Genomic DNA, 13759 nt, shown 5'->3' with positions numbered 1-13759 from the left:
AAGGGGTCAGGGGTAGGTACCGGGCACCAATATTACTCGAAGCGCCGGCCTGGCGCGGCCGGGCTTCAGGGAGGCGGCAGCGCGCCCGTGCGGTCCACGATCATGCGGTAGTGCTCGGGGCGGCGGTGCTTCGCGAAGTTGAACGTGGTGTCCTTGTAGGAGCGCGTCAGGTCGAAGTCGCAGCGGGCGACCGCCAGCTCGTCGCCCAGCGTCGTGCACATAGCCACGGTCTCGCCCGAGGGCGCGATGATCTGGCTCTGGCCGATCATGTCACACCCCTCTTCCCTCCCGCACTTGGCCACACCCACCACCCACGTCCCGTTCTGGTACGCGCCCGCCTGCATCGAGAGCTGGTTGTGGAAGTTCCCGAGGAGATCGTGCTCGGGCGCGGGCGGGTGGTGGACGGGCGTGTTGTAGCCGAGCAGAACCATCTCCACGCCCTGGAGCCCCATGACCCGGTACGTCTCGGGCCAGCGCCGGTCGTTGCAGATGCACATGCCCACGAGCCCGCCGAAGGCGCGCCAGACCCCCCAGCCCAGATCGCCCACCTCGAAGTAGCGCTTCTCGAGGTGCTGGAAGGCGCGCCACGGCTCGTGTAGGGCATGGCCGGGCAGGTGGATCTTTCGGTACTTGCCGGCGATGCGCCCCGCCTGGTCCACAAGGATGGAGGTGTTGAAGCGGTGACTTACCCGGCCCTCGGTGCAGAGCTCAGCGTAGCCGAGATAGAAGCCGATGCCGAGGCGCCGCGCCTCGTCGAAGAGCGGGCGCGTCTCAGGCCCCGGCATCTCCCGCTCGAAGAAGGCGTCGATCTCGGCCTGGTCTTCCATCCACCAGCGTGGGAAGAAGGTCGTCAGCGCCAGCTCGGGGAAGACCACGAGGTCGCAGCCGTGGGCCTTCGCCTGATGCAGAAGATCGAGCAGCCGCTGGACGACCCGCGGGCGAGAATCAGCGCGCTGGATGGGCCCGAGCTGCGCCGCGCCCACGGTGACAAACCTAGAGATCTCTTCTCTCCTTTACTCCCTCTCCCTCCCAGGGAGAGGGCCGGGGTGAGGGTCGGAATGAGGGTCGGGTCCATGCCGCCGCCCCCTCACCCTACCCTCTCCCCCGAGGCGGGAGAGAGGGGAATGTTCTCAGTCGCCCGTGTCCGTCGAGTCGGCCACGACGCTAGCTCTTGAGGCGCAGCAGGTTGAAGATCTTGACGGGGCGGCTGATGCCCTTGAGCGACACGTCGCCGACCGGCTCGGCGTCGACCAAAGCCTCCACCGCGGTCTGCACCCGTTGGGAGAGCAGGACCTGGCCCGGCTTGGCCTCTGAGCAGAGCCTCGCCGCCAGGTTCGTGACCGTACCGATGGCGCCGTAGTCGACGCGCCCCTCGAAGCCGATGGCCCCGAGCGTCGCGTAGCCGTGAGCGATACCGATGCCGAAGTCGAGGTCGAAGCCGGTCTTCTTCCAGCCGACCGCCAGCTCGGCCACGCGCTCGCGCATGGCGGCGGCCATCCGCACCGCCCGCTCTGCCGGGTCCGGCACGGGCGTCGGGTCATTGAAGAAGATCATCATCCCGTCGCCGGTGAAGCGCTCGAGTGTGCCTTCCCAGTGGAGGATGAGCTTGCCCATCTCGGCATGGTACTCGCGCAGCACCCCCATGACCTCCTCGGGCTCGGCAGTCTCGGCGAAGGCCGTGAAGCCGCGCAGGTCGAGGAAGACCACGGTGATGTCCCGCCGGTGGCTCTTGAGCGGGTCCTCGGCACCGCCCGAGACGATTGCCTCGGCCAGCTGAGGAGAGAAGAAGCGCTTGAGCCTGCCCAGCCGCTCGAGCTGGGCGACCTGCTCGGCCACGCGGGTCTCGAGAGTGCGGTTGAGCTCGGCCAGCTCGTCCCAGAGCTGCTTGACCCGGAGCAGCGAGCGCACGCGCGCCATGAGCTCCGGTTGGTTGATGGGCTTCGTCAGGAAGTCGTCGGCGCCGGCCTCGATGCCCTTGACCCGCTCCTGCGACGGGTCGAGCGCGGTGACCATGACGACGGGGAGGCGCGCCGTCGCCGGATCGGCGCGGAGCGCCTTGCAGACCTCGTAGCCGGACATCTCCGGCATGACGACGTCGAGCAGCACCAAGTCGGGACCGTCGGCCGCGACCTTCTCGAGCGCCTCCTTGCCCGAGGCCGCGGTGCTGACGGCGTAGCCGCGGGCCCCGAGGACGTCCGCCAGGAGCTTGACGTTGGCGGGCGTGTCGTCCACGACAAGAATGCGCGCGGGGTCCTTCATGGCCTGGCGAGCAGCTCCTGGACGGCCTCGAGGAAGGTTTTCACATTGATGGGCTTGCTCTGGTAGGCGTCGAAGCCGGCGGCGAGGATCGTCTGCCTGTCCTGCGTCATCGCCGACGCGGTCACCGCCATGACGCGGATGGCGCGCGTCGCCGGGTCGTCGCGCAGCCGCTTGAGCGCCGTGATGCCGTCGATGCCGGGCAGCTGTATGTCCATCAGGACCAGCGCCGGCTGACGGCTGCGCGCGAGCTCCACGCCTTCTTCCCCTGTCTCGCTCTCGATCGTCTGGTAGCCCTTGAACTGGAGCACGTCGCGGACCAGTCTGCGGTTCTTTTCGTTGTCCTCGACGATCAGGATCAGCTCACCGGCCATGGGCGCGCACCGGGATGGTGAAGGTGAAGGTCGACCCCTTGCCGACCTCGCTCTGCACCGACAGCGTGCCGCCGTGGAGCTCGACCAGTCGGCGGGCCAGCGCGAGACCCAGGCCAGTTCCCTCGCGCTTCCGTGCGTAGTCGTCGCCTACCTGACGGAACTCCTCGAAGATCGTCTCTTGGTCCTCGGCCGCGATGCCGACGCCGGTATCGGCGACTGACACGCCCACCGCCTCGCCGATCAACGTCGCGCTCACAATGATCTTACCTCCCTCAGGGGTGAACTTGACCGCGTTGGACAGAAGGTTCAGCAGGACCTGCTTGACCTTGCGCTCGTCGGCCACGACCTCGCCGATCGCTGGGTCCACGTGGACCTCGAGCCGGATACTGTGGCGCGCGGCGCGCTCCCTGATGAGCGTCAGCGCGTTGTCGAGCGCGGACGGCAGGTCGAAGGCCTGGGCCTCCAGCTCCATCCGGCCCGCCTCGATCTTCGACAGGTCGAGAATGTCGTTGATGAGCGAGAGGAGGTGCTTCCCGGAGGACAGGATGTCATTGAGGTACTCCTCCTGCTTCGGGTTGACCTCGCCGAACATCCGCTCGATCAGGACCTCAGAGAATCCGATGACGGCGTTGAGCGGCGTGCGCAGCTCGTGGGACATGTTGGCGAGGAACTCCGACTTGTGCCGGTTCGCGACCTCGAGCTGCCTGGTCTTGTCGTCCAGCTCGGTGAAGAGCCGCACGTTCTCGATGGCGATGACGGCCTGGTCGGCGAACGTCTTGAGAAGCGCGATCTGCTTGTCGGAGAATGGCTCCGGCTCGGCGCGTCCGACGACGATCGTCCCGATCGCGGCGCCATCGCGCAGCAAAGGCACGCAGAGCACGCTGCGGTGGCCCAGGGCCTGTGTCACGGGTCGCGCCAGGTAGTGCTCGTCCAGGGTGACGTCCGGGATGTGCACGACGGCCTGCGTCAGAAGCGCCCGGCCCGCCCCGATCGCCGCGGTGGGGGGCGCCGGGAAGATCTGGCGCACGGCCTCGAGCGCCTCCGGGCTGAAGTTGTGGTGGGCGATCAGATGGACCAGCCCGTCCCGGAGGAGATAGACGGCGCCGAACAGACCGTCGCACAGCTTCACCGAGCTCCGCACGATCGCGTCGAACACGGGCTGGGTGTTCGTCGGCGAGCTCGAGATGACGCTGAGGATCTCGCCGGTCGCCGTCTGCTGCTCCAGCGCCTCCCCCAGATCGCTGTTGCGCGACTCCAGCTCCTTGAACAGGCGCACGTTCTCGATGGCGATGACGGCCTGGTCGGCGAAGGTCTGGAGCAGAGCGATTTGCTTCTCGGAGAATGGGCGCTCCTCTATGCGGCGAATGAGAAGCGCCCCGATGGGAACACCCTCACGCAGCAATGGCGTCCCAAGCGCAGTCCGGACTCCGAACGATCGAAACGTGGTGTCGGGGAACTCCGCTTCGAACGCGGCGCCAAGATTATGCAGATGGATCGTCTGGCGGTCCACGACGACCCGACCTGTCACGGAGTCGCGGGTGAGCGGTACCACTTCTCTTCCGAGTGGGAGAGTGCCGTATGCAGCAACCCGCCGAAGAACATCACCATCGAGGCGAAAGATCACTGCGTCAGTCGCTCCACACAGCCGCGCGGCATTCTGGGCTACAGCATCCATCACCGGCTGGAGGTCGTTCGGCGAGCCGGAGATCACCCGCAGGATCTCGCTGGTCGCCGTCTGCTGCTCGAGGGCCTCGCTGAGCTCGCGCGTGCGAACCTCAACCTTCTGCTCGAGGTCGGCGTAGGACTCGCGCAGCTGGCTGGTCATCTGGTTGAACTGCTCGGCCAGCGCCTCGATCTCGTCGCCCGTCTTCACCTCGAGCCGATAGCCCAGATCTCCCGCGCCGATCCTTCCCGCTCCCTCCGTCAGCGCCTTGATGGGACGCACCATGCGCCGCGCCAGGACGAGGCTGACCAAGACCGACAGCAGGACGCCGAAGAGCGCCAGCGCGACCGTGCGGAAGATGGACGCGCGGATAGGCGCGAAGGCCTCGAAGAGCGGCTGCTCGATGAGGACGGCCCACCCGAGCGGCGCGATCGGGGCCGAGGCCGAGAGCACCTGGCGCCCCTCGAGGTCCCGCGCGATGCCCGGCATGCCCGCCCCCTGCGCGACCGCGGCGAGCGCCCCCTTCACCTGGGCGAGCCTCGAGAGGTCGGTCTTCTTGAGGACCAGGCTGATGTCGGGATGCGCGATCAGGTGGCCGCGAGAGTCCACCACGTAGGCGTGCCCAGCCTTGCCGATCTTGATCTTCGAGACCACGTCCCAGATGAACTTGAGGTTGACCTCCGCCACGGTCACCCCGGCCTTGTCGCCGCTGCCGGCCAGCGCGATGGTCATGTACGGCTCGGATTCCTTCCGGAAGTAGACGAGGCTGAAGTAGGTCCGGCCCTTCTTGGGGTCGCGGAAGCGCGGGTCCTGGGAGAGATCCGTCCCGCTACCGACCACGTCCATGGCCAGGCGCGAGACGCGGAGCTGCTCCCGCCCCTCAGGGTCGATGTAGCTGACCTCGGTGATGGGGGGCACCTGGCGGAAGAGGCGGAAGTAGTCGGCGCGGCGCTGCTCCATGGCGGCCGCCGGCGCCACGATGGAGGGCTGGGTGGTCCAGCCGATCTGGCGCTCGACTTCCTGGATGAACTGCTCGATGCGGGAGGCGGCCCCGAGCGCCTTCTCGCGCTGGAGGGTCACGAGAGCCTGCTTGCTCTCCTGGTAGGAGAAGTAGACTTCGGTCGCACCGCTGGCGACGAGCGCCCCGCTGACCAGGACGACGAAGAGGACCGCGTACTTGCGGAAGAGCGACCCGCGCCAGATCACGGCGCGATTATCCCACAGGGAGCGGCCGTCGACTCAGCGCTCGGAAGCCCCGTCCAGGGTCCGCATCTCGGCCTCGGCCCGCTCGAGCCAAGAGCGCATGCCCATCTCGCTGAAGAGCGCCGCCGCCTGCGAGAGGTACTCCCGCGCCCCGCCATCCCCCGCCCGCCGCGCGAGCCTGCCCGAGGCCAGGAGGCAGCGGCCGAGGAGGGGCCGGAGATCGAGGTCGCGGGCGATGCGCGCCGCCTCCTCGAAGTCCGCACGCGCCGCTTCCATGTCCGGACGTTCGGCCGAGGCGAGGATCTCGCCCAGGATGCGGAGCCCCTCCGCTTCGAGCCAACGCTGCTTGTGGGCGCGCGCCATCGCCAGTCCCCGCTGCACGTCGCGCGCGGCGTCCTCCCGCCGGCCCGCGAGAAGATACGCCTCGGCGAGCATGGTCACGTTCCAGGCGTGGGTGGGCATCAGGCGCATGGCCGCGGACTGCGCGGCCGCTTCCTCCAGCAGCGCCACGCCCTCGGACACGCGCCCGGAGAGCGCGTAGGCCTGGCCCAGGTCGCACGCCACGAGGAAGAAGAGCGGCGCGAAGTTGGCGCGCCGGCAGATCTCGGCGCTCCGCGTGAGCCAGGAGATGGCCGTGGGGAAGTTGCCCTGGATGAGATGCGGCCGGCCCGCCCCGGAATACGTCATGGCGAGGCTCAGGTCGTGCTGCGCGGCCTCGGCCAGGCGCACCGCCTCCTCGGCGTGGGCGCCGCTCTCGGCGAAGTCGCCGAGAGAGGCCAGACACCAGGCCATCCACGCGCGGTTGGCGGCCGCGCGCAGCCCTGCCGCGCCCGGGGCCGCGCCCGGGCGCTCGCGCGAGGGCTCCGCTTCGCCCCGCGCCAGCTGGCGGCCGAAGGCTTCGACCGCGCGCCGGTACTCGCCGAGGCTCGCATAGGCCTGGCCGAGCCGCTGTGTGGCGAGAGCCTCGAGGGCCCGGTCGCCCAGGCTCTGGGCGATCGCGATCGCGCGCTGGCCGGACTCGACGGCGCGCTCGGGCTTGCCCGTCCACCAGTAGCACTGGGTCATGTAGGCGGCCACCTGTCCGAGCCTCCGCTGGTCCCCGAGCGCGGTGGCGACCTGCTCCGCTTCCTCGAGCGCGCCGAGCATCTTCCCAACCTCTCCCAGCGGAATCAACGCGTTGTGAAGATCGAAGCGCAGGTCCACCGCCTGCTCGCTCCGCCCGCGGCCCTCGGGGAGACGGTCGAGTGCTAAGAGCGCCTGCTCGAAGCAGGTCGCGGCCTCGCGGTAGGCGCTCCGCCCGGCCGCTTTGGCGCCGGCCTTGCGGAAGAGGAGCACGGCCTTGTCCCAGAGCCCGCCCTGGAGCGCGTGGTGGGCCAGGCGGTCCACCTGCTCGGCCAGACGGCCCGGCGTCATACGCTCGATCACCGAGACGAGCCGGGCATGCAGCGCTTTCCGCTGCTCGTTCAGGAGGGCGCCGTAGGCGACCTCGTGGGTCAGCGCGTGCTTGAAGGTGTACTCGAGGTCGGGGAAGAGGCTCGTCTCGTAGACGAACTCCGCCGACTGGAGGTGGGCGAGCCCGCGGCGCAGCTCTTCCTCCGGCATCTCTTCGAGGGCCTGGAGCAGCGCCAGCGGCACGTCCTTGCCGATGACCGAGGCGGACTGGAGCAGGCGCTTCTCCAGCGCGGGCAGGCGGTCGATGCGGGCGGCCAGGATGGCCTGCACGGTCGCCGGCACCTGGATGGAGGACAGCGGGCGCGCCGCGCGGTAGCTCCCGCGCTCGCCGGCCAGGGCGCCCTGCTCCACGAGGGTGCGCACGCTCTCCTCGAGGAAGAACGGGTTGCCGCCGGTGCGCGCGATCAGGAGCTGCTTGAGCGGGTCGAGCCCCGCGTCGTCGCCCACGAGGGCCTCGAGGAGCTCCCCCGCACCGTCGGCCTGGAGCGTGTTGAGCCTGAGCCGGCTGTAGTACCCCTTGCCCGCCCAGCCGTGGCTGTACTCGGGCCGGTAGTTGACGAGGAGCGCGATGCGGGCAAGCGGCAGGCTCTCGACCAGGCTGTCGAGGAGAACCTGCGTCTCGCTGTCCACCCACTGGAGGTCCTCGAAGACCAGGAGCAGCGGCTGGGCCTGGCTCTCCCGCAGCAGCAGCGACTTGACCGCGTCCAGCGTGCGCTGGCGCCGCTGCGAGGGGTCGAGGGACTGCCATCGCGCCTCGTCGGTCGGCACGTCGAGCAGGGTGAGGAACGCGGGGAACGCCGGCTCCAGCGCCGGATCGAGGGTCAGGAGCTTGCCGGTGACCTTCTCGCGGATCTGGCGGGCCGCGTCGCGCGCCTCGATCTGGAAATAGCCCTTGAGGAGATCGACAATGGGCAGGTAGGGCGTCGCCTTGCCGTACGAGATCGAACGGCTCTCGAGGACGAGCCACTCCGGTCGCGAGACGGCGTGGGTCACCTCGTGGAAGAGGCGCGACTTTCCGACGCCGGGCTCGCCCACCACCGCCACCACCTGTCCGCGGCCTGCCGCGGCGCGCTCGATGGCCTCGCGGAGCTGGTCGAGCTCGGGGGCGCGCCCGACGAAGCGCGACAGGCCGCGCCGCGCCGAGGCCTGCAGGCGGGAGCGCGCCGCGCCCGCGCCCGCGACTTCGTAGACCTCGAGCGGCGCCGCGAGCCCCTTGACGGGCATCGGGCCGAGCGGGCGCGTCTCGACCCATCCCTCCACGAGCTTGAACGTCTCGGCCGTGGTCAGCACGGTGCCCGGCGTCGCCATCTGCTCCATGCGCGCGGCCAGGTGCGTCGTCTGGCCCACCGCCGTGTAGTCCATGTGCAGGTCGCTGCCGATCGAGCGCACGACGACCTCGCCCGAGTTGAGCCCGACGCGGATCTGGATCGGGATGCCCTCGGCCCGCCGGACCTCCTCCGCGTAGCGCTTTACTGATTCCTGCATGCGGAGCGCGGCGTAGCAGGCCCGCACCGCGTGGTCCTCGTGGGCGACCGGCGCGCCGAAGAGCGCCATGATCCCGTCGCCCATGACCTGGTTGACCGTGCCCTCGTAGTGGTGGACCGCGTCCATCATGTGCTCGAGGACCGGGTCGAGGAGCTTGCGCGTCTCTTCGGGGTCGCGGTCGGCGAGAAGCTCCATCGAGCCCTTGAGATCGGCGAAGAGGACGGTCACCTGCTTGCGCTCGCCCGCGATCGCGGTCCGCGAGGTGCGGATCTTCTCCGCCAGATGTCTCGGCGTGTATGCCTCAGGCGAGGCGAAGCGCGTCTGGCCCGCGCGCTGGGCCTCGACGCTGAGCCCGCACTGGCCGCAGAAGCGGACGCCCTCGGCGAGCTCGGCGCCGCAGCCCGCGCACACGAGCGCGAGGCGCGCGCCGCACTCGGTGCAGAAGCGCGACGACGGCGGGCTCTCGTGGCGGCAGCGCGGACAATGCATGGCCGACCTTTCCGGGCGCCCCCGGGAGCGAGGGCCGCCTCCCGACAGTAGCCCCAGGAGCACGGAGGGGTCAACAACCTTGACACCCCGGCGGCGCTCGTCTACCTTTTCCGCGCGATGCCGGGTCCAGAACGCGTCCCCTACACGGTGCGGCACCTCCGTCGGCGGGTGGCAGGCCCCGGCGCGCCCGTGTTCGACCTCGAGCTGCCCGGCGGCGCCGTCCACCGCGTCGGCGCGGCCGGGGTCGCGCCGGACTTCAGGCTGCGCCTCACGAACGACCGCGCGTGGCGCGCGCTTCACTCCCTCGACGAGACGCGGATCGGCGAGGCCTACATGCGCGGGGACATCGACGTCGAGGGCGACTTCATGGCCGCCCTCGACCTCCGGCGCTTTCTGTCCGACCGTCACCCGTTGGCCTCGCTGTGGCGCTTTGTCCAGCCGTGGCTCTACGGCGACACCGGCGCCGACAAGTCCTGGGTGCCGCAGCACTACGACTACGGCAACGACTTCTACTTCGCCTTCCTCGACCGGAAGTTCCGCCTCTACTCGCAGGCCGTCTACACGTCGGAGGACGAGACGCTCGAGCAGGCGGCCCAGAACAAGCTCGACTACGTCATGGACGTCTGCCGCCTCGGGCCGGGCAGCCGCGTCCTCGAGGTGGGTGGCGGCTGGGGATCCTTCGCGGGGTATGCCGGCTCGCGCGGCGTGGACGTGACCATGCTGACGATCTCGCACGAGCAGTACAAGTACCTCGCCGAACTGTGCGCGACGCACACCTCGCCGGCGCGAATGCGCGTCGTGTACGAGAGCGTCTTCGCCTACGAGCCCGGCGAGCGGTACGACGCCGTCGTGCTCTGCGGCGTCATGGAGCACCTGCCCGACTACGGCGCGCTCTTCAGAAAGTTCGACTCGCTGCTCGAGCCGGGCGGGCGGGTCTACATGGACTTCGCCGCGGGGCGGAAGAAGTTCGACGTCAGCGCCTTCACCTACCGCTACGTCTTCCCGGGCGACCACACTCCGGTGGCGCTGCCGGAGCTCTTCGCCGCGGCCAACCGGACGAACCTCGAGCCGGTCGCGCTCCACAACGACAGGCACAGCTACTACCTGACGCTGCAGGCGTGGGCCCGCAATCTCGAGGCGGCGCGGCTCGAGCTGGTGGCGCGTCACGGTGAGCGCGTGTTCCGGCTCTTCCAGATCTACCTCTGGGCGGGAGCGCACCTGCACCGGGACGGCGGGCTCGAAGCCTACCGGGCGGTCTTCCAGAAGGCGCGCGACCTGCCCTCGGCCGCTATCGGCGTCGGCGGGGGGGTCTCTACCGCCCGGTAGGCGCGATATGCTCGAGCCCATGCGAGTCCTCCTCGTCCATCCCAGCGCGCTCATGTACTCGGAGCGCTACCTGCGTCTCGAACCCGTGGGCCTCGAGCGCGTGGCGGCCGCCGCGCGCGCGGCGGGTCACGATGTCCGGCTGCTTGATCTCCAGATCTTCAGCCACGACGACTACCGGCGCGAGCTCGCGGACTTCAAGCCCCAGGCGGTCGGCTTCTCGCTCAACTACCTCGCCAACGTGCCCGAGGTCATCGGCCTCGCCAAAGAGACCAGGCGCCGCGCGCCGGACTGCTTCGTCATGACGGGAGGCCACAGCGGCTCCTTCATCGCGCAGGAGCTCCTCGAGCACGCGGACGGGGCCATCGGCGAGGAGCTCGAGCGACGGCGCGTGAAGAAGCAGTACTACCTCGAGACCCGCTGCGACGTGCTGATCAAGAACAAGGAGCTCTTCGCGTACTGGAAGAAGCTCGGGCTCTACTACATGTTCCTCGGACTCGAGGCCTTGGACGAGGAGTCGCTCAAGCTGCACCGCAAGCGCATCACCACGGGCGAGAACTTCCAGGCGCTCGAGATCGCGCGAGAGCTCGGGCTCACCGCGGCCGTCAACATCATCGCCGACTGCAACTGGGACGAGCGTCAGTTCGAGGTCGTCCGGGAGTGGGCAATGACGGTTCCGGAAATCGTCCACCTGACCGTGGCGACGCCCTACCCCGGCACCGAGATCTGGTTCACGGAGTCGCGCCGGCTCACGTCGCGGGACTACCGCCTCTTCGACGTCGCCCACGCGGTCCTGCCCACGCGCATGCCGCTGGACAAGTTCTACGGAGAGCTGGTCAAGACGCAGGAAATCCTGAACCGCAAGCACCTGGGCTGGGGCGCGATCCCGAAATACGGCTTCCCGCCGGTACGCGCCCTCATGCGCGGACAGACGAACTACGTCAAGATGCTCTGGAAGTTCGCCAAGGTCGTCAACGAGAACCGGCAGTACAAGGACTACCAGCGCCCCGTCACCTACGAGATGAAGCCGCCCAAGCCCGCCGTCGCAAAGCCCAATCCCGCCGAGCTCTTCGTCCACATGCCCGCGAAGCTCCAGAAGCCCGCCGCCACAGGCACCGCCGCCGGCTAGGAGGTGGGTAGGCTGGGCTCGCAGTCCTTTGCGGGCGGGCAGGTCTCTCCACGTTCAATCCAGCCACCAGCCTCGTCCGGCCGGACGCTTCGCAAAGCCTCAATGCTCATGGCGGTGATGGATGTCGGGAAAGTGCGCGTGCCTATGCGTCAGTCGCGCGTGCACGTGCCAGTGCGAGTGCGGCTCCCCCAATGGCTCGGTGCCATCATGGCGGTGCTGGTGATGCTCGTCGTGCACGTGCCGATGCTCGTGGGCCATCTCCTCGTGCCCATGCTCGTGCACGTGGCGCTCCGTCAGATGGAGCCAGACGCCGAGGGCCATGAGGGAGCCGGCCGCTACGATCTGGACTGTCACCGGTTCGCGCAGTACCAGCACGGCGACCAGCCCCCCGAAGAATGGAGCCAGCGAGAAGTACGCCCCGGTCCGAGCCGTACCGATGTGTCGAAGGGCAACGACAAAGAGCACCAGGCTGACACCGTAGCCGGCAAATCCTACAACCACCGCGGCACCTAGCACCCCGAGGGGTGGGAGTGCTGAACCAAGCCCGAATGCGATGGCAACATTCACCACCCCGGCCACACACCCCTTCAGTAGCGCGATCTGGACGGGATCCGCCTGAGAGACCTTGCGGGTCAGGTTGTTGTCGACGGCCCACGCGAGGCACGCAGCCGCGATCATGACGGGACCCAAAACTGCACTGAGGACCAGGGGCCCGCCCCAAGCCAGTACAAACCCGCCGGCGACGATCGCCGCCATTCCCAGCGCGATCCGCCGATCGAAGTTCTCTCGGAATACGAACCAAGCGAGAAGCGCGGTAAGTACGCCCTCCAGGTTCAGCAGGAGGGCGGCAGACGTGGCGGCGGTATGAACCAGGCCGACCATGAGCAGAACCGGCCCGATGATCCCGCCAGAAAGGATGGCCAGCGCCAACCACATCCAGCCGCTCCCTCGGATGGCGGCTTCGCTACGCGGGCCGGAGCCGAGCACTCCCACAACAGTTCTCACCACGATCAAGCCGAGGCCTGAGCCGACGTACAACAATCCCGCTAGCATCCACGGGTCGACGTCCCGCAGGAGCACCTTGGCGAGCGGCGTGCTCGCCCCGAAGAGAAGAGCAGACAGCACGGCGAGACCGGCGCCAGAGGAGAACGCCGAGACCATGTTCGGAATCAGCCGGTGACGCAAGACGTCAGCCTCCCACACTCCCTCCTAGGCGTCGAGAGCATGCCAAACTCAACGGTCCTCCAAGAGACGAAGTGGCCTCGCCCCTCGGGGGACCGCCCGAATGTGTGTCTCAGCGAACGCCTACATCTTGCCCTTCATCTTGCCTTTCATATGGTCGTCCATCATCTTCATGTGTTCATTCATCATCTTCATCTGGTCAGGAGTCATCTGGCCATCCTTCATCCGATCGGCCATCATTTGCATATGCTCGGCCATCATCTTCATCTGATCGGCAGCCATCTTCCCGCTCTTCATCTGATCGCTCATCGTCTTCATTTGACCGCTCATCATCTTCATTTGCTCAGGAGTCATCGCTCCCGTTTGAGCGTAGCCCATCGTCGCCACGGCGACCACGAGCATGACCATCACTACGATCTTCCCCAGGCGTCTCATCATGTGTCTCCAATCGTGAATAGGAACCGCGGTAGAGCATCTGGTGCACGGCACACGAACTCCCTTACACCTCACCTAGTAACGCAACCCGCCGGGGCTCCTATCGGGCCGCCTCGTCCATGATCAGCACCAGCGTCGTCTCCACCTCCTGCGCGACTCCCTTCAGTTCGGGGTTGGGGTAGAGGCTGATCAGGGCTGTGGGCTTGATCGTGGCGAGTCGGGTCTTCCCGCCCTCCTCGTAGACCGAGATCCGGCACGGCAGCGCGGTCGAGATCTCGAGGTTGGCTTCGAGCACCTTCTTGGCTTGGTGCGGGTCGCAGACCTCGAAGACTCGGCACTCCCGGGCAAACGACACGCCTTTCTCGGCCATCTTGGCCCGTAGGTCGTGGACGCCCAGCACGCCAAACTTGTGCCGGCTGATCGCCTGCTCGAGATCGCCGACCAGCCGCTCGAGCGGTTTCATCGAATCCACTACATGGAGCATCCCCGCCTCGTCAGCATTCACGCGCCGACTCACCCGGCGGGAGGCTTGCGCGCACTCCCACCCTGCTCCAAGGCCCACCGGACGAGGAAGACGATCCCCACAATGGCGAGCACCGAGACGAGGCCCATGAAGAGCATCCCGCCGAACCCGCCGCCCCACCCGAATCCACCGCCCATCCCCCATCCTTGCATTCCCCACCCTTGCATCATTTCGTTCCCTCCCTGAAGCGCGAAATCGCAGTCCGACTGACCTGCCCCATGGATACCACGTTAGCACCAACGCCG

At 68.1% G+C, this 13759-nt stretch carries 11 protein-coding genes; 2 read left to right on the top strand and 9 right to left on the bottom strand.

What is annotated here, in order from left to right:
• Positions 1 to 65: 65 nt before the first annotated feature.
• The 5 genes from Q7W02_23540 to Q7W02_23520 form a co-directional block, all read right to left on the bottom strand.
• The gene (locus tag Q7W02_23540; protein MDO8479111.1) at positions 66 to 1001 is read right to left on the bottom strand and encodes an N-carbamoyl-D-amino-acid hydrolase; all 936 of its coding nucleotides are present in this window, start codon (positions 999 to 1001) and stop codon (positions 66 to 68) included.
• Between the two features lie 163 nt (positions 1002 to 1164).
• Positions 1165 to 2259: a response regulator gene (locus Q7W02_23535; GenBank protein ID MDO8479110.1), complete on the bottom strand. Its 1095-nt coding sequence runs from the start codon at positions 2257 to 2259 to the stop codon at positions 1165 to 1167.
• On the bottom strand, positions 2256 to 2630 hold the full coding sequence (locus Q7W02_23530) for a response regulator (GenBank protein MDO8479109.1): 375 nt from the start codon (positions 2628 to 2630) through the stop codon (positions 2256 to 2258). The genes Q7W02_23535 and Q7W02_23530 overlap by 4 nt, the downstream gene beginning before the upstream one ends.
• Positions 2620 to 5499, bottom strand: coding sequence for a GAF domain-containing protein (locus Q7W02_23525; protein MDO8479108.1), 2880 nt, complete (start codon positions 5497 to 5499; stop codon positions 2620 to 2622). Before Q7W02_23525 ends, Q7W02_23530 begins: the two co-directional genes overlap by 11 nt.
• Before the next feature lie 33 nt (positions 5500 to 5532).
• Entirely contained in the window at positions 5533 to 8922 is a 3390-nt protein-coding gene (locus Q7W02_23520) for an AAA family ATPase (protein MDO8479107.1), read from the bottom strand.
• Positions 8923 to 9069: 147 nt separating this feature from the next.
• Between Q7W02_23520 and Q7W02_23515 the strand changes: the two genes are divergently transcribed.
• Positions 9070 to 10248, top strand: coding sequence for a class I SAM-dependent methyltransferase (locus Q7W02_23515; protein MDO8479106.1), 1179 nt, complete (start codon positions 9070 to 9072; stop codon positions 10246 to 10248).
• A 19-nt stretch (positions 10249 to 10267) separates the two neighbouring features.
• Positions 10268 to 11374 carry a cobalamin-dependent protein gene (locus Q7W02_23510; protein ID MDO8479105.1) on the top strand — a complete coding sequence of 369 codons (1107 nt, stop codon included), beginning with the start codon at positions 10268 to 10270 and terminating at the stop codon, positions 11372 to 11374.
• Positions 11375 to 11473: 99 nt separating this feature from the next.
• On the opposite strand, the gene Q7W02_23505 is transcribed toward Q7W02_23510, so the two are convergent.
• The 4 genes from Q7W02_23505 to Q7W02_23490 all read right to left on the bottom strand — a co-directional run bounded on the left by Q7W02_23505 (position 11474) and on the right by Q7W02_23490 (position 13651).
• The gene (locus Q7W02_23505; GenBank protein ID MDO8479104.1) at positions 11474 to 12577 is read right to left on the bottom strand and encodes a DMT family transporter; all 1104 of its coding nucleotides are present in this window, start codon (positions 12575 to 12577) and stop codon (positions 11474 to 11476) included.
• Positions 12578 to 12679: 102 nt separating this feature from the next.
• Positions 12680 to 12967: a hypothetical protein gene (locus Q7W02_23500; GenBank protein MDO8479103.1), complete on the bottom strand. Its 288-nt coding sequence runs from the start codon at positions 12965 to 12967 to the stop codon at positions 12680 to 12682.
• 124 nt (positions 12968 to 13091) lie between these two features.
• A complete protein-coding gene (locus tag Q7W02_23495; GenBank protein ID MDO8479102.1) occupies positions 13092 to 13454 on the bottom strand; it encodes a DUF302 domain-containing protein in 363 nt (120 codons plus the stop codon).
• Between the two features lie 50 nt (positions 13455 to 13504).
• Positions 13505 to 13651, bottom strand: coding sequence for a hypothetical protein (locus Q7W02_23490; GenBank protein MDO8479101.1), 147 nt, complete (start codon positions 13649 to 13651; stop codon positions 13505 to 13507).
• Between the last annotated feature and the right edge of the window lie 108 nt (positions 13652 to 13759).

The sequence above is a fragment of the Candidatus Rokuibacteriota bacterium genome (assembly GCA_030647435.1).
In the GTDB taxonomy this organism is placed as follows: Bacteria; Methylomirabilota; Methylomirabilia; order Rokubacteriales; family CSP1-6; genus AR37.
Note: the sequence above shows the minus strand (reverse complement) of the source record. Positions and strands in the feature narration are given on the sequence as shown.

Bases quoted from the DNA above. Each gene is read 5' to 3' on its own strand.
- Q7W02_23495 (MDO8479102.1), bottom strand. From the start codon at position 13,454: ATGAAACCGCTCGAGCGGCTGGTCGGCGATCTCGAGCAGGCGATCAGC.
- Q7W02_23520 (MDO8479107.1), bottom strand. From the start codon at position 8,922: ATGCATTGTCCGCGCTGCCGCCACGAGAGCCCGCCGTCGTCGCGCTTC.
- Q7W02_23535 (MDO8479110.1), bottom strand. From the start codon at position 2,259: ATGAAGGACCCCGCGCGCATTCTTGTCGTGGACGACACGCCCGCCAAC.
- Q7W02_23510 (MDO8479105.1), top strand. From the start codon at position 10,268: ATGCGAGTCCTCCTCGTCCATCCCAGCGCGCTCATGTACTCGGAGCGC.
- Q7W02_23530 (MDO8479109.1), bottom strand. From the start codon at position 2,630: ATGGCCGGTGAGCTGATCCTGATCGTCGAGGACAACGAAAAGAACCGC.
- Q7W02_23490 (MDO8479101.1), bottom strand. From the start codon at position 13,651: ATGGGCGGTGGATTCGGGTGGGGCGGCGGGTTCGGCGGGATGCTCTTC.